Origin of the sequence: Clostridium collagenovorans DSM 3089, assembly GCF_900130005.1 — a bacterium.
Lineage (GTDB): Bacteria > Bacillota > Clostridia > Clostridiales > Clostridiaceae > Clostridium_D > Clostridium_D collagenovorans.
In genome coordinates, this window is record NZ_FQXP01000004.1 from 387,105 (window position 1) to 404,614 (window position 17,510).

A 17,510-nucleotide genomic window follows, 5' to 3' on the forward strand; every position below is an offset into this window, starting at 1 on the left:
TATTAAAGAAAGATATTATGAATTTGTAGCTAGGTATAAAAAGTAAGATAACAAAAAACTAAAAAAGAGGGCTGTAGCACTAATGAATTCATATGTAATATTATGTATTTATACTTGGTTATAAATACATAATGCATAATGCATAATGATATAGATTCATAGTGTTACAGCCTTTCTTTATTGAGAAGTTCCTTTAAATGTCGAAATAAAAATTACCAAAGTTATTATAAAAGTATAAGATGAATAATAAAATATGGTAAATAGATTAAAACTAATATTTATGAAATAGTTTTAATCTTTATTTACAACATTACTTAATTCATATCAGTATAATTACTACATTAATACAAGGGGGGATTTTGTATGTCGGAAAAGAAAGGACTTTCTCATGAAGCTTATGGTGGGGTTAAAGGTGAAGATTATGTTCCATACGTAAATGCTAAGGAGGCTTTACCTGAATTAACAATAGCGTCTATAATTATTGGTTCCTTATTTGCTGCAATTTTTTCAGCAGCTAATGTTTACTTAGGGTTGAAGGTTGGAATGACCATCTCTGCAATTATTCCTGCATCAATTTTAGGAACAGCGGTGTTATTTGCCTTTGGAAGAAGAAGTATTTTAGAGGCTAACTTAGTAGCAGGTGTAGCTGGGGTTGGAGAAGCTCTAGCAGGTGGAATAGTCTTTACTTTACCTGCAATTGTAGTTTGGGGTCAAAAGTTAACATTATTACAGATTGTTTCAATAACTATTTTAGGGGGAATTTTAGGTATTTTATTTGTAGTTCCTTTAAGAAAGTATTTAATGGTAGAGGAACATGGTAAATTACCATTTCCAGAAAGTATGGCAGCTTCAGAGGTACTTGTTAATTCAGCTGCTGGTGGAGATGGACTTAAGAGCGTTGTAACTGGTCTTGCTGGAGGAGGAATTTTCAAATTCTTATCAGGTGGACTTTTGTTATGGTCAGAAAGTCCAACTTGGCTTATTAACGTTACACAGGGTGGAAAATCTATTTTTGCTAGTATCTTTGGTATTGATGCTATAGCTTCACTTTTAGGTGTTGGTTTTATAGTGGGAATTGAAGTTGCAATATACATGTTTGCAGGGGCAGTAATTGCATGTTTTGGATTAATACCGTTAATTAAGTTTTTAGGTGAAGGTTTAGCTGGACCTTTATATCCATCAACAGTTCCAATAGCAGAAATGACAGCTAGTGCAATTAGAAGTGAATATGTAAGATACATTGGTGCAGGTGCTGTTGCAGCAGGTGGATTTATAAGCTTAGCAAAGGCTATTCCAATTATAGCTAAATCTATAAAGAGTGCTTTTAGTGGAATGAAGTCTGGTTCAGTAGAAACTAAGAGAACTGAAATAGATGTAAAAATAACATGGGTAATGGGTGCAGCTGTTTTAGTATTTTTCTTATCATGGTTATTACCAATGACTAAGCTTCATCCAGTTGGAGCATTGTTAGCGGTTATTTTTTCCTTCTTCTTTGCAGTCGTATCTGCAAGAATATGTGGAATAATAGGTGCATCTAACAATCCTATATCAGGTATGACCATAGCAACCTTATTATTTATAACAGCTATATTAAAAGCCATAGGAGTAGTTGGTAATACGGGTATGGTAATGGCGCTAACAGCAGGAGGAATTGTATCAGTAGCTACAGCTGTTGCAGGTGGAGCAGGACAAGCTTTGAAAAGCACATATATTATAGGTGGTACACCTAAAAATGTAGAAATAGGTTTATTAATAGGCTTAGTTGTATCTGCAATAGCAGGTGGAGCGGCAATGCTACTTTTAATAAACATTTATGGTATTGGAGGAGAAACAGGTCTTCCAGCACCACAAGCTAACTTAATGGCAATGGTTGTTCAAGGGGTTATGGATGCTAAGTTACCATGGACACTTGTACTTGTAGGAGCAGCTATAGGAATTGCTATGGAAATGTTTAAGTTACCAGTATTGCCTGTAGCTTTAGGTATATATCTACCAATGAATTTAAGTGCTGGTGTTTTAGCTGGTGGTATTTTAAGAGTAATAGTTGATAAAAAATACAAAGCTAAGGAAAAGCTTAAGAAAGAAAAGGTTGAAAAGGGTGTACTAGTTGCTTCAGGATTAGTTGCTGGAGATGCTTTAGTAGGTATATTAATTGCTGCTTTAACTGGATTAGGATTAGCTGATGCAGTTGGTATAGGTCCAAATATCTTACCAGCTTTAGCAGAAAGTAAGATTTTTGCAATTGTTATGTTCTTAGCATTAATGTTCTGGGTATATAAATATATTACTGGAGATAGCAAGAAAGCTAAGAAGAAAGCTTAAAAGATATAAAATTTTAATTTAAAGTTTAAAGATATAATAAATATGAGGAAGTGTGATATACATGAATAAAAAGAAAGCAAGTGAAGGTGAAAATTTTCTATTGTATATACCAAAGAAAAAGCATATAAATTATAAAGAAATAAAGGGGAGAATAGTTTTATACTTTGAACACAATAAAATTGTAGAAAAACTTGCCAGATTAATTGTTAAAAAGCCAAAAACAACGGATATTGAGCTAGATGAGTTAAGCAGTGAGGTGTGGAGGCTTATAGATGGCAACAATACAATTTATGAAATAATGGAAAAAATGAAAATAAAGTTTGGAAGTAGATGTGAACCTTTAAATGAGAGGTTAATATTGTTTATGAGGTATTTAAATAAAAAAAATTGGATTAGTTTTAACAAGGAAAAAGCGAAAACAAAATCTAAAGTTTCTTAAAATAAATTACTGATAAAGCTTCTATAGGATTTTAGGTACAAAATTGCAATGATAAAAGAAAAATTACTATAGAAAATGAAAAAATTATTAATAAAACTAATAAAAACTTAAAAAAAGGTAGGTTTTTTGAGTTTTTCAAGTACAAAATTGTTATTTGGAATTAATTTTTAAGCTTTAAGTTCTTAAATTTGTGTACTTTTCAAAGCATCTTAATCATTCCATAAACTTCTTAATTTATATATAATAAGTATATAGATAGAAGAGGTGGAATTTATGAAAGAAGAAAGTAAAATTTTAAGGATGTCAGTATTAGGAGCTTTAGGTTTTGCAATACTGGGTATAGCTTGGGGTATAATTTCTCAATCAGAGATGATTATATTTGATGGAATGTATTCATTTGTCAGCTTAATTTTATCCTTAATTGCTTTATATATAAGTAATTATATAAGTAAAAAGGATGCGGATAAGTTTCCTTTTGGAAAGCATATGTTAGAACCAATAGTAATAGCATTTAAATCCTTAGTGATTGCATATATGTGTTTAAGTTCTTTTATAGGAGCGATTAAACAAATTGTTTTAGGTGGAAATGAAGTAGAATATGGGTTTGCATTAGTTTATGCATTAATTTCAGTAATTGGCTGTGGAATTATTTACTTTATAATGAAAAGAAGAGGAGAGAAGACTTCTTCAGAATTAATAAATGCTGAAAGTGCACAGTGGTTAATGGATGGTTTATTAAGTTTAGCTGTACTAGTAGGATTTATTATAGCATCATTATTAAGTAAGACTTCTTTAAGTTATCTTAACAAATATATAGATCCATTTATGGTAGTTATAACATCAGCATTCTTTATAAGAGTGCCAGTTAAGACCTTTATAAAGAGCTTTAAAGAAATAATTTCTGTTAAAGCTGATGATAGTATTAATGAAGAGGTGTATAATTTAGTTAAGACAATAGAAGATGAATATAACTTTGAAGAGTCCATAACAAGAGTATCTAAGGCAGGTACATCACTAAGAATAGAGATTGACTTTGTTTATAATAATGATACTAATATAAATGATTTAGATGATATGGATTGTTTAAGAGAAAAATTAAACGATGAACTAAAGCATATAAGTTATAAAAAATGGCTTAGTGTTACCTTTACTGGTGATAGAAAGTGGGCTATTTAATAGTAAATTATTATCTTTTTAATCAAAATAAAGCCTTTGTTTTATAGGATTTAAGAAGAGAACATTCTTTATTTAATAAGGAGTAGTTCACGACCATATAATGCTTAAAATTTTAGTTTATAATATGAAAAAAGGTTGTCCAATAGGACAGCCTTTTTTTATGATTTTTATTTATAAAGTAGTTTACTCAATGTATTTTATAATTTACTCATTACTGAAATAAGAATACACTATAATATAAAGCTATCAAGAGTTAAGATATATATTTAAGCTAATACTATTTTTAAAAGTAATGTATGTTTTTCAATATTGAAGAGAATTTATATGGAAAACTAAATATTTGGAAAGATATGTGACTTTATCACAGAATAAAAAAGGGAAAAATTATATAACATAAGTAAGAACTTTACTTAAAGAAATGTTTAATCTAGTTATAAATTACTTAAATTACGAAATGAGTAAGTAAATTCTTCATTAGAAAGTTTATAAAGAAAGTGAAATATAAGTTTTATACCTATAAAGTAATTGAAAAACACCAATAGATACACAAAGGATATGAAGGTAAGAAATTTATGAGTTTTGCTCTAAAAGGAGGAGTATATATGTTATCTATATTTAAAAATAAAGCTACAGAAGTTGTAAATGTCAATGATTTAGAAGAATTACTTGGAGAAATTAATTTAATAGATATAAGAGAACCTTACGAAGTGGAACAAGGTACCTTAAAAGGTGCTAAAAATATACCTATGAGGGAACTACTAAAAAATGTAGAAAAATATTTAGAAAAGGATAAGGATTATTATATACTTTGTCAGTCTGGTATGAGAAGCAGCAGAGTTTGTAGTGGATTAAGTAAGAGTGGATATAGAGTTATTAATGTTTCTGGTGGCATGGGTTCTTATGTTGGAAGTAAAATTCAATAGAAGATAGTAACATTATATGAGGGTATTATATTTTATCAATTAACTTAAATGTAGAGAGGGAGCTAAATTTAAGAATAAACACTTTAAAAAAGATATGTAATAAAATTCAAGATAAATTGATTATAAAATACTTGGAGGTAGGATTATAGATGAGTAGAAAGGTTTTAATTGTGGGAGGAGTTGCAGGCGGTGCTTCTGCTGCAGCTAGATTAAGAAGATTAAGTGAAGAGGATAGAATTATAATGTTTGAAAAGGGGCCTCATGTGTCATTTTCAAATTGTTCTTTACCATATCACTTAAGTGGAACTGTAGATAAAGTTGAAAAGCTAGTCTTAATGAATCCACAGAAATTTATGAAACAATATAAAATAGAAGCAAGAGTAAATAATGAAGTAATTAAAATAGATAGAGAAAACAAAGAGGTTCATGTTAAGGATGTGCTTACTAATGAGATTTATAAGGAAAGTTACGATAAACTTATATTATCTCCAGGAGCTAAACCTGTAGTTCCTAGAATTGAAGGTATTGAAAATGTAAATATTTTCACAATAAGAAACGTTGTAGATATTGATAAATTAAATAAATTTATTACAGATATGCCTTCAAAAAGGGTTACTGTAATTGGTGGAGGATTTATAGGTGTTGAAGTAGCAGAAAACTTAAAAAAAGCTTCCTTTGAGGTAACTTTAATAGAAGCTATGCCTCAAATTTTAAGGACCTTTGACTATGATATGGTTCAAATATTTCATAAGGAACTTATGGACCAAGGAGTAAATTTAATTGTAGGAGATAAGGTTAAGAGTTTTGAGAAGGATAAGGTTGTTTTAGAATCAGGAAAAACTGTGGAAGCACAGGCCGTTGTAATGGCAATAGGAATATCTCCTGAGACTTCTTTAGCTAAGGAAGCAGGTTTAGAACTTGGAGAAACAGGGGCTATTAAAACAGACCAAAACTATAAAACAACTGATGAAGATATATATGCTGTAGGTGATGCTATAGAAGTATACAATTCTTTAACATTAGATATGACTAAACTATCCTTAGCAGGACCAGCTCAAAGAGAAGCAAGGGCAGTAGCAGATCATATTAATGGAATAAGTGTAAATAATACTGGTTTCATAGGATCATCTGCTATTAAGGTATTTGATTATAATGGTGCTTCAACAGGACTTAATGAAGGATTAATTAAAGCTTTAAACATGAAAATAGATTATGAAGTAGTTAGCTTAGTTAGCAATGATAAAGTTGGATTAATGCCAGATAATAGCCCTGTATACTTTAAATTATTATTTGAAAAGCCAACAGGAAGAATTTTAGGTGCACAGGCTATAGGAAAAGGAAATGTAGTTAAGAGAATAGATGTAATAGCAACAGCTATGGCCTTTGGTGGTACTGTAGAGAACTTGAAGAATTTAGAACTATGCTATGCACCACCCTTTGGAACAGCTAAGGACGTAGTTAACTTTGCAGGATATATAGGTTGCAACCTTTTAAGAGGTGATTTTAAACAAGTAAAAGTGGATCAAATAAGAGAGCTTTTAGAAGAAAATGCATTAATTATAGATGTAAGAGAAAAATTTGAGTATGAAAATGGACATATAAAAGGTGTTAATAATATTCCTTTAAGTGAATTTAGGGAAAGAATAAATGAAATACCTAAGGATAAACCTGTTTACCTTCACTGCAGAAGCGGTCAAAGAAGTTATAATGCAGCACTTATTTTGAAGAGCTTAGGATATGATAAGGTTTATAATGTAACAGGAAGCTATAATGCTTTAAGTTTCTATGAATACTATAATGATAAAACTACAGGAAGAAAAAGTATTTTAACAGAATATAATTTTAAATAATAAAGTAAAAGAGATAAGGCAGAGTAGTGCTTTATCTCTTTTTCTTTATTATAAGTTATTTTCAATAAAGTCAACTCTTTCTATTGAATCTACTCTAAGAATTTGAGTTTTAAGAATACCTTTCCTATCTGTAAAGGTAAATTTAATCCATTCATCATCAACATCTAAGATTGTTGATTCAAGCTCTCGTTTAGAAGCTAGTACCAATCCTTCATCAGTTACTAATATACATTTTTTATTTATAAGATCGGATAATACTTTAGACATAGACTTTTCTCCTTTTAAAGATTTTTCAAGTTTTTTGATTTTAGATTCAAGTTTTTTTATCTTTTCTGGATAGGAAGAATAACAAATTATAAGCACAAATGCTATAAGTCCGAAATATTCCAAAACAAAGCCTCCTTTTGGTTAATTATAAATCAAAATATTGTTATATTTACATTATATTATATTTAATTAGTAACTTCTATAATAATAAATTACTTTAAATAATGATTTAAGCATTTTATATAAAGCTAATAGTAATGCATAGATATATAAATGAAATTATAAAAACACTTAAGAGACATTCTTTATTTTTTCTTTATTTTTAACGCATTAATTCTAAATTAAATCTTTGTAGAATTATAGATGAAAGAAGAAAAGTAAAAGGATGTGCAGTTAATGATAAGTGTAAAAAATTTAAGTAAAGAGTTTAATAGTCAAGATGAAAAGCAAAGAGTATTGAAAAATATTAATTTACACATAGGTTATGATGAACTCATAACGATTATGGGAGTATCAGGTGGTGGAAAGTCTACGTTATTGCAAATAATAGCCTTACTTACAGAACCTACAGAGGGAGAAATATATTATGGAGACTATAAGGTTGATTTCAAAAATGAAAGATATATAAATGATTATAGAAGAAATAATATAGGACTTATATTTCAGAATGCAAATCTTATTTCATCTTTGACACCTTTAGAGAATTTAATTATAGCTATGGATACAAAGAGAAGTTATAAAGAAAAAGTTATGAAGGCTAAGAGTTTATTAGATGAGGTAGGACTTTCTAAGAAGTACAATTGCAATGTAACTTCCTTATCTGGAGGAGAAGCTCAAAGAGTAGCTGTTGTAAGAGCTTTAGTAAATGATCCAGATTTAATACTTTGTGATGAACCTACTGGGGCACTGGATTCGCAGAATAGCAAAAGAGTAATAGATTTATTAATGAAAATAAGAAATGAAAGAAAATGTACTATTATTATAGTAACTCATGATAGGGAAATTGGGGAGCTTGGAGAGAGAAAAATTCAGTTAAGAGAGGGTGAAATACATGAAGTGGACAACCATCTTTAAAATATATAATCTAAAACAACTTAAGAAAGAAAAAACCATAGTAACTTTTACTTTTATCTCTATTTTAATAGCAACAACAATATCTTTAATAATACCCATAGTAAATCTAGAGAATGAAAGATATATAAATGAAAATGTAGTGAAAATTAATGGTGGGGATTTAAGCATAGAGCTTTTACAAGAAAAGACTATAGGATTTGAAAATAAGTTAAATGAACTTAAAAGTAGAGGCTTAAATATAAATGAAATAACTCTTAGAAATGTATACTATAAGAAGTCATCAAATAATATCCTTGGAGCTATAGCGGTAGGAGGGTATTCCTTACAAGAGGATGAAATTATACTTCAAAGTAGCTTAGCTAGAAGATTAAATGCAAAAATAGGGGATTGGGTAGAATTAGATACTCAAGGAAGTGGTAAATTTAAATATAAGGTTAAGGAAATTGAAGGGTTTTCTTCTGGAGTTACTAGGGATGCTGATTTAATAGGATATGGTAAGGTACAAAATAATAATAATCTTAAGTCCTTAGAAGGAGGAAAATTAATTCATATTAATGGAGATGACGGAGAAAAGTTAAAAAGAGAGTTACTTAAAGAAAGTGAGATGAATATTTACAACACTATAGATGACAAGCGTAGAGAAATAAAGGATGAATTACTAATTGAAAAATCAGCCCTAGGGGTATTGAGTACAGTGGCATACATATTTTCAATTCTATCTATAATTGGTACAACGATGATGCTTATATTAAAGAGAAAGAAAGATATAGCAACTTTGAAAATACTTTTTATAGATTCAAAGGAAATAAAAAAAGCCATGGGTATGGAAATATGTGTTTGGGTATTAATAGCAGTTGTATTAAGTATAGGTATTAGTTATCCAATTGCAAAGCTAGTATTAAATTATTCAGGAATAGCTAATGTTATTTTCACTAAGGAGATCATAAAGTTAATTTCAAAAGGGGTTTTCTTTAATTTAATAGTATTTGGTGTAATAATAACTATCTCATTATATATTCTTAGTAGCATTAATCCTATGTCTATAATAAGAGAAGAGGAAGATGAGCTTAAGAAAGCAAATAAAAAAACATCAATTCTTATTATAATGCTTATGCCCATGCTATTTATAGCTTACTCAATATACTTTGATAACATTGGTAATATGGTTAGTAGCTTATTAATTATGGTTATAGTGATTATTTTCTTCTTATTAACATTAGGTATATTAAAAATTCTATTTATGAGAAGACCAAAGAGTACACTTTTATTATATAGTTTAAGAAATATAAAAAAGAACTTTTTCTCCTTTGTAATAGTTTTACTAAGTTTAACTTTTACTTTATGGCTTATACTACTTGGATTTAACTTAGAAGCTTCAATAAAAAGTAGCTTTAAAAGTTCTCTTGAAGGGATACTTCCTTACAATTATTATATACAAGGTAAAAATAATGAGGAATTAGAGAGAGTATTGAAAAATCATAATGATGTAGAGGGCTATATAAAGAGCTTTTCCATAGATGGAGGAATTAAAAATCAAAACTTAAGAGAAAATGCATTTAGATCCGTTGTAATAAGCGAAATTAATAAGGAGGATTACGGAATTAATTATAAAATTATAGAAGGAGAAAATCTTTTTATAGGAGAAGAGGGGTTTATTATTGCAGATAATCTTAGGGAAGTAAATAGATACAATGTTGGAGACATATTAGAAATAGAAACAAGTAGAGGAGTATTAAGTGGAAAAATAAAAGGGATTTATGAAAGTGGGGGAATAAATACCTTATCTATTTTAAAGGAAAATATAGAACTAGGTGATGAAATATCATATTTAATAAAAGCTAAGGATAATAAATTTATAGATGAATTAAGTGATACTTATGTAGTTGGTATAGGAGAACTTGGAGAAGGTATAGCTGCTAATGTAGCTAATTTCTTAAGAGTTTTTAGAATTCTTTCTGTATTTTGTATTTTTGGAACGATAGTATTTGCTATAAATATGACTTATATGAATTCTCTTAAAAGTGAAAAAGATGAAGATATATTAAGAAAGTTAGGAATAAGTAAAGGTTTTATAATAAAAAGTGAAGTTATAAAAATGTTTATTTTAAGTATTTTTAGTTGTGTCATATCCTTAGGCATTTATTCAGGTGCAATTAAATTGTTTTTTAAAGCTATGTTCAATGGAACCTCAGAAATATCAAGTTCTATAGTTATATGGAATATGATTTTATCAATATTTATTACTATATGTAGCTTTATGATTTCCTTAAGAAGAAAAGTTAGGAAAAGGGAATAAATACTAATTAGTGCAGTTTCGTGACTTTAATCATGAGTTAGTGATAAAATATTAGTACTAAATTATTGAAAGGGGGAGTTTATTTATGAAAAGCAATCTTTTAATAATAGAAGATGATAAAGATATAGCAGAAATGGTGAAGGAGTATTTAGAGAAGGAAGGATATAAGGTATTTATTGCTAATAGAGGGGAAGAGGGAATAAGGCTATTTAATAGAGAAAAGGTAAATCTTATTATGTTAGATGTAATGATGGAGGGAATGGACGGATATGAAACCCTAGAGAAAATTAGGGTGATTTCAGAGGTTCCAGTAATAATGCTTACGGCTAAGGGACATCAAATGGATAAGGTAATTGGATTTAAAAGGGGATGCGATGATTATATTACAAAGCCCTTTGATTTAGTAGAATTAAGTTTAAGAATAGCTGCTATTTTAAGAAGAGGAAAGAGTAAGAATTCAAGTGATAGCTCTCTTATACAATATAAAGATTTGATTATAAATAAGGATGAATATTCTGTAACAAAATGTGGTGAAGATATAAATCTTACTAAAAAAGAATTTGATATTTTAGTACTATTAATGAGTAATCAAGGAAGGGTGTATACTTCACAACTTATATATGAGCAGGTATGGAATGAAGCATATCTTGAAAATGATAATTCAGTAATAACTCACATTAGAAATTTAAGAGAAAAGCTAGGTGATAAGGTTAAGGAGTCTTTTTATATTAAGACTATATGGGGAGTTGGGTATAAGGTTGAAAAGGATGTTTAAATTAAGGAGTAAACTTGTAATAAGTGTATTTGTATCCTTATTTTTTGGTATGGTAGCTGGGATTACTATTAATTCATTAAATAATAAGCTTATATTAGAAAATGAGAATAAGGTAAGAGAGCTAGCTTCTAAAAGAAACACTGATGAACTTCAAAATATTATGAATCAATTAGATATAAAAAGTGAAAATGAGGAAATTGTATATGAAAATATAAAGCGTCTAGAAAAGGTTATGAAAGGTACTATTATCAATAGAATTTTAGTAGTAGATAGTAAGGGATATGTTAAGTTTTCAGCAAGTAAACTAGGCATAGAAAAAATAGATATAAGCACTGGGGAAGGAACAGACTTAAGTGTTAGAGGAACTATGTTTATAGCTAAAAATATAGTGAAACTTAATGAAAATAGTTATGTAGTCCATTTTACAGAAAATTATATAAAGGATGATATGTTATCCATAAAGATAGCTATTGTAGTAGGGGCAATTATATTTCTAATTTTAATAAATAGCAGAGTGAAGTATATAAGTTATATAACTAAGAATGTTAAAACAATAGCCACTGGCGACTTATCTAATAGAATAGATTTGAAATATAAGGATGAACTTAGGGACCTAGCTCAGGATATAAATTATATGGCTGAAGAATTACAGAAGCAAGATATAAATCAAAAGGAATTTATAACAAACATATCTCATGATTTAAGAACCCCTTTAACTACAATTTTAGGATATTCAAAGATGATTGAAAGAAAGGTTTATAAGAATGAAGAGGAGTTAAATAGATATATTTCTATAATAAATCAAAAGGGAAATTATTTAAAAACTATGATGGAGGATTTCTTTGATTATTCAAGACTTTCTTCAAGGGATTTAGAGTTAGAAAAGACTTTAATAAATCTAAATGAAGTTGTATTGCAATTATTAGATGGAGAAGAAATAAATTTTAAAAATAAAGATTTATCTCTTAAGGTGATTTTAGAAAGAAAGGCTACATATACCTATGGTGATCCTATGTTGGTAGCAAGAGCATTTAATAATCTAATAAGCAACGCTTTAAAATATTCTAAGGAAAACTCTGAGGTTAAAGTTGAATTAAAAGAAAAAAATATAAATGGGGTTAATTACGGGGTATTTACTGTGGAGAATGCTTCTAATCATCCTATGAAGGAAGAAGTTGTAGAAAATTTATTTAAGAGATTATATAAGTTAGATAAAGCTAGAAATGATAAGGGGAGTGGATTGGGATTAGCCATAACACAAGAAATAGTAAAGCTGCATAATGGCTTTGTGGAAGCAACTTTATGTGATGAAAATATAAGGTTTTCCATAGGGCTTATACAACATAAGTAAGTTCTAATTAATTAAATTTTACATAATCCGTCACCATTAATGCTTTTGGTATATAATAGTAAGTAAGATGAGAAGTTTAATTTATACTTAACTTAATATTAGCTAAAGAGGTGTGACGGAAGTGAAGGAAAATTATAAGGGAATATTATATGCTATTTTATCATCGGTAGCATTTGGATTAATGCCCATTTTTGCAAAGGTTGCCTATGGAAATGGGTCTAATCCAACTACAGTTTTATTTTATAGGTTTTTAATTTCAGCTATTATATTATTTATATATCTTAAAATAAAGAAGGTAGAAATTAAAATAGATAAAAGAAGTGCATGGATTTTAATTTTAATTGGATTTATAGGGTATACAGTAACTACTCAAACCTTATTTATGTCCTATAATTATTTAGGGGTAGGCTTTGCAACTACACTACATTTTATATATCCAGCAGTGGTATGTGTTATAGGATTCTTTTTCCTAAAAGAAAAGATAAGTAAAAGAAAGCTTATTGCACTTATATTGGCAGGGTGTGGAGTTTATTCTTTAGTAGCCTTTGAAAATAATACAATAAGTGCTATGGGTGTCATTCTTGCCATTTCATCAGGTATTACATATGGACTTAATGTAATACTATTAGGAATTAAAGCTTTAAAGCATATTGATAATAGAGTTAGAACTATGTATGTATCCTTAGGTGCTTTTGCAGGAATGCTTATTTATGGTATATACAATAATTCAATTATATATGAGCTTAATTTTAAGCTTTTACTATGCTATATAGGTATAGCTATTATCTCAACTATATGCTCTATAGTACTTTTACTTAAGGCTATGGAGATTATAGGAGCTGGTACAGCATCTATATTAAGTACTTTTGAACCCATAGTAAGCATAATCTTAGGAATAATTATATTCGGTGAAGCATTTACAGTAGCTTTATTTATAGGAGCTATTTTCATAATAGGATCAACGGTGCTTTTAGTAAAGGACAAATAAATCTAGGGCAAAAGCATCTGTAATAAAAATAACAATGTTTCAGAAAAAAACATGGTAAGTTCAAAAATTTTTTGTATTTAAAATTAATGCTTATTATATAATAAACCTAGATATTAGTGTAAATATATGGTGTTAATATCTAGGTTTATATATTAAAGCTTTATAAATAAGAAACTTTATTTATAAAAATAAGTTATTCTAAATATTTAAAGACTCCTATCATATCTAAAACACCATAACCCCATTCGGGATTTGGATATACATCATTCATTCTTTTAGATGTTCCTCTTGTTAGATAAGTTTTTAACTTTTGTGAGTACATATCAGGATCATTACCATCTACTATGCCCCATTGAAACATAAGAGCACTAGCACCTGCTACAACTGCGGCAGATACACTAGTTCCATTAACTATAGCAGTTGTATTATTAGGAGCCGTAGTTGTGACATTAACTCCACCAGCTACTACATCAATTTTTATATAATTTAAAAAGGACATTCCAGAACTATTAACAATTCCATAATTATTTTGATTGTAACTTCCAACGGTTATTATAAATTCAGCAGAACCAGGTCCTGTAAAGGTACCATAAGGACAAGGGGAAGAAAATCTAGTATCACCAAGGGTTATTCCCTTTGGGAGTAACCATGCATTATAGGTACCATCTAAGATATAATCTCCAAATAGTCTAAGCTTCCAAGTCCCAGGTTGTAAATAGCTCATATCAATTACTATTAATTCGTCACCAGATAGTTCATCTGGTAAAAAATAAGTTACTGTAACTATAGTTTTTTCAAAGATGAACTGATTTACCTGTTTTTGATTTAAAAAAGCAGGTATAATACCTGAGTTTTCTCCAGAAGCAGAAATAAGTTCAATTGACATAATATTAGGTTTATCAACCCATATTTCTAGACGGAGAAAATTTTGTTCCTTTGATACATATAGTTGAATATCTTGAAAGTCGCCCTTTTTTTCTATTTTACCAGAGGTATGGCCGGAGGCATCAGCTTCATTGCCTGATCCAGTTATAACTGCTAACCCTTTATTATTAGAAATATCATTTATAAAGTCCTCTAATAATCCATCGCCTTTATGATTTCCAAAGGTAGTACCAAGAGGTAAAAGTATAATCATAGGGCGATTTGCAAGTATTGTATACTCATATAAGTAATTAAGTGCTAGCATAATAGAAGTTCTATCATAAATAGGAACTGTAGGAGTAAGAAACTTTTTAAGGGCAAGTGATTCAATTAATTTAACAATTACAAAGTCGCAGTCAGGTGCAGCTCCTTTAACCTCAGGGTTTATACCCTTAGCACCAACTATTCCTGCCATGGCAGTACCGTGTCCTACTTCATCTTTGGAAGGAACTATATCATATGGATTTTTACCTTCACTTTTAGTTTTGATAGCTTGGTTTATAGAATCAGTTGAGTAAATGGAACCAAAGGGAACATACTTTTCAGAGTCAGAAGAATTAATACTTTGATCCCATATACTTAATATTCTGCTTGAACCATCTTCACGCATAAATTCAGGATTTAAGTAATCGATACCAGTATCTATTATACCTACCATTACACCTTTTCCGGTTAGATAAAAGGGAGGTTCTATTTGAGTAAGATTTATATTAGCTGCAATTATAGGACTTAGGCTTTGAAGAACATATCCATAATATCTACCTATATATACAATAGAAGGAAAAGGATTGTTTTCAAGGGTATATCTATCGTTAGGATCCTTTAAGGGCATAGATACAATAGCATATTTGTTATTTATTACAGTTATATACATTGTAGAAGAGTTTTTTGCATCTGCAACTATATTTCCTTGATACTCAACTATATAGTGTATATAATTTGAATCTCCGAATATTGAAGGTGGAGCATTAGAAAATGGTTTATTCATATAAATTGCCCTCCATTTCTTTAGGAATTCGTATAAAAAATTTATTAAAGTGGTATTCAGTATGAGTATCACCTCTATAAAAGGTGCTAATTGATCTTGTACCAGCTAAAGTATTAAATATTCCTTCTAGATCTAGTTTGCCATATCCCCAGCTTGGATTTGGATAAGTTTCAGTAGATTTTCTAGTAGCTCCTGTTATAAGGTAACTTATTACTTTAGGGGAATACATAGTTGAATCATTTCCCTTTATAATTCCCCATTCAACAAGTAGTGCACAAGCACCAGCGACTATAGCTGCAGCTACGGAAGAGCCTGTTATGGTTGCAAGTTTATTGTTTAAACCTGTAGTTAAAATATCTACTCCAGGAGCCACAATATCAGGTTTAATAAAGTTGCTTAGAGGATAGCCTTTTCCAGATTGAGCAACTATAGTGTCATTTAAGGAATTATAGTATCCGACGGAGACAATTTTTTTTGTAGCTGCAGGTACTGTTAATGTGGAAAGTGGATCCGGAAGTAAAAATCTTGTACCCTCTGGTAAGGTAATATCTGGAGATAGCCACATATCAAATCTTCCATCAGTAACATACTCAGCTTTTAATTGAAATTTCCAAATGCCAGGTGTTATATTTGTAAAGCTCAGAGCTATAACTTGAAGTCCAGTATTATTGTCAGGAACAAAAAAGTTTATGTTAAGCTCTGTATTTTCATAAACAAACTTAATTTTTTCTACTTGATTTATCTTTGAAGTTATAAATTTTGAGCTTTGCCCCGAAGGAGAAATTACATTTAAAGCAAACTTATTAGGCCGTCTTACCCAAATTTTAAAAGAAAAGTTTTGCATTAACCTTTCGATTCTTAATTCAGAAGTTCTAATGTCACCTACATTAGAGGCAAGTCCAGAAGCGTGTAAATCAGCAGCACCCTGATTACCAGTTGAGGTTACGACAACTAAACCTCTATAGGAAGCAAGTTCATTTACATATCTAGCTAAAAGTCCTATTCCGTCGTGACTATAATCAGAACATCCTAAGCCAATTAATATAATCATAGGTTTGCTTGAAGCTATAGCAAATTTTTTTAAATACTCTAAACCTGCTACAATTTCAGCTGTATTATAAACAGGTACATCTAAAATACCATTAAGCTGTAAGTCTCTTTTATAAGTTGCTGATTCTGAAAGTTTCACTACAACAAAATTACAATCGTGGGCAACTCCTCGAATATCCTTATTAAACCCTCTAGCACCTACTATCCCAGCTAAATTAGTACCATGACCAATTGTATCCTTAGAAGGTACGATTTCATAGGGATCCTTACCAGAAGCATAAGCTTTTAATGCAGTATTGATTTGTTCTTTAGAATAAGTAGTACCCATAAATAGATTGTTATCTGGTGTAGAATTAGAAATAGTTTGATCCCAAATAGATTCTATTCTTGTAGTACCATCTTCATAAGTAAACTCTTTGTTTAAATAATCTATTCCAGTATCTACAAGTCCTATTAGCACCCCAGTACCAGATAAATCTAAATAAGGACTATTCTTTATGGATTCTATATTACTTGTAGCTTCACCAGAAGTAGCTTCTAAAACAAACATGCTTCTAAAATTCACAAAAATTATAGAAGGAACATCCTTTAATAGTTGATCTAATTTACCAGCTTCAACGGATATAATAGCAAATTTTTCAGTTATTGTATCACCGCAGGCGTAAGATACCTTTGATATTTCTTCTAGGAAGTTTCCTCTATATTCAATTAGATACTCATAGTAATCTGGATTATTATAAAAATTACATTGTTTTAAATTTGTCACCGCAATCACCAAAGAATTAATATTATTTATATAATATGAAGTGTTACTATAGTTTGATAATAAATTAATGTATTTTAAAGTAAAAAGATATTTCATTTAAGAAAAATATATAAATATTATGATAGAAAATCCTAAGCAGTATAGAATACAAAAGCTATTTATTCATGGGGAAGAGTATCTAGTTATCATAAAGCAAAGTATGAATATGCATGGTTTTTATTTGGGGTATATTTTACCATATCTTAAAGAACCTTAACATAAATTAACTCCATCTTAGTAGGGACTTAATGTAGACCAGGTACAATAATGGTGTAGTTAAAC

Annotated in this window: 13 protein-coding genes; 10 read left to right on the top strand and 3 right to left on the bottom strand. The window is 29.4% G+C overall.

The window, feature by feature from the left end:
• Nucleotides 1–363 precede the first annotated feature (363 nt).
• From BUA48_RS06185 to BUA48_RS06205, 5 genes are all read left to right on the top strand, one after another.
• Nucleotides 364–2,322: an OPT family oligopeptide transporter gene (locus tag BUA48_RS06185; protein WP_072831158.1), complete on the top strand. Its 1,959-nt coding sequence runs from the start codon at nt 364–366 to the stop codon at nt 2,320–2,322.
• Between the two features lie 61 nt (nt 2,323–2,383).
• Nucleotides 2,384–2,761, top strand: coding sequence for a PqqD family protein (locus BUA48_RS06190; protein WP_072831160.1), 378 nt, complete (start codon nt 2,384–2,386; stop codon nt 2,759–2,761).
• A 273-nt stretch (nt 2,762–3,034) separates the two neighbouring features.
• Nucleotides 3,035–3,937 carry a cation diffusion facilitator family transporter gene (locus BUA48_RS06195; protein WP_242944306.1) on the top strand — a complete coding sequence of 301 codons (903 nt, stop codon included), beginning with the start codon at nt 3,035–3,037 and terminating at the stop codon, nt 3,935–3,937.
• 602 nt (nt 3,938–4,539) lie between these two features.
• Nucleotides 4,540–4,860 (top strand): rhodanese-like domain-containing protein, encoded by a 321-nt coding sequence (locus BUA48_RS06200; RefSeq protein ID WP_072831162.1) that lies wholly within the window; start codon nt 4,540–4,542, stop codon nt 4,858–4,860.
• Nucleotides 4,861–5,009: 149 nt separating this feature from the next.
• On the top strand, nt 5,010–6,710 hold the full coding sequence (locus BUA48_RS06205) for an FAD-dependent oxidoreductase (RefSeq protein WP_072831163.1): 1,701 nt from the start codon (nt 5,010–5,012) through the stop codon (nt 6,708–6,710).
• A gap of 48 nt (nt 6,711–6,758) precedes the next feature.
• Here the strand turns inward: BUA48_RS06205 and BUA48_RS06210 are convergent, their stop codons facing one another.
• Entirely contained in the window at nt 6,759–7,100 is a 342-nt protein-coding gene (locus BUA48_RS06210) for a hypothetical protein (RefSeq protein ID WP_072831165.1), read from the bottom strand.
• A gap of 273 nt (nt 7,101–7,373) precedes the next feature.
• Between BUA48_RS06210 and BUA48_RS06215 the strand changes: the two genes are divergently transcribed.
• The 5 genes from BUA48_RS06215 (at nt 7,374) to BUA48_RS06235 (ending at nt 13,461) form a co-directional block, all read left to right on the top strand.
• Nucleotides 7,374–8,051 (top strand): ABC transporter ATP-binding protein, encoded by a 678-nt coding sequence (locus tag BUA48_RS06215; protein WP_072831167.1) that lies wholly within the window; start codon nt 7,374–7,376, stop codon nt 8,049–8,051.
• Nucleotides 8,029–10,347 carry an ABC transporter permease gene (locus BUA48_RS06220; RefSeq protein ID WP_072831168.1) on the top strand — a complete coding sequence of 773 codons (2,319 nt, stop codon included), beginning with the start codon at nt 8,029–8,031 and terminating at the stop codon, nt 10,345–10,347. Before BUA48_RS06215 ends, BUA48_RS06220 begins: the two co-directional genes overlap by 23 nt.
• Nucleotides 10,348–10,432: 85 nt before the next feature.
• Nucleotides 10,433–11,122 (top strand): response regulator transcription factor, encoded by a 690-nt coding sequence (locus BUA48_RS06225; RefSeq protein WP_072831170.1) that lies wholly within the window; start codon nt 10,433–10,435, stop codon nt 11,120–11,122.
• Complete coding sequence (locus BUA48_RS06230) at nt 11,115–12,473, top strand: HAMP domain-containing sensor histidine kinase (protein WP_072831172.1); 1,359 nt, start codon at nt 11,115–11,117, stop codon at nt 12,471–12,473. Before BUA48_RS06225 ends, BUA48_RS06230 begins: the two co-directional genes overlap by 8 nt.
• 121 nt (nt 12,474–12,594) lie before the next feature.
• Nucleotides 12,595–13,461 carry a DMT family transporter gene (locus tag BUA48_RS06235; RefSeq protein ID WP_242944307.1) on the top strand — a complete coding sequence of 289 codons (867 nt, stop codon included), beginning with the start codon at nt 12,595–12,597 and terminating at the stop codon, nt 13,459–13,461.
• A 193-nt stretch (nt 13,462–13,654) separates the two neighbouring features.
• Here the strand turns inward: BUA48_RS06235 and BUA48_RS06240 are convergent, their stop codons facing one another.
• Together BUA48_RS06240 and BUA48_RS06245 are read right to left on the bottom strand one after the other, a co-directional pair.
• Nucleotides 13,655–15,373: a S8 family peptidase gene (locus BUA48_RS06240; RefSeq protein ID WP_072831174.1), complete on the bottom strand. Its 1,719-nt coding sequence runs from the start codon at nt 15,371–15,373 to the stop codon at nt 13,655–13,657.
• A complete protein-coding gene (locus BUA48_RS06245) occupies nt 15,366–17,189 on the bottom strand; it encodes a S8 family peptidase (RefSeq protein ID WP_072831176.1) in 1,824 nt (607 codons plus the stop codon). The genes BUA48_RS06240 and BUA48_RS06245 overlap by 8 nt, the downstream gene beginning before the upstream one ends.
• Nucleotides 17,190–17,510: the final 321 nt, after the last annotated feature.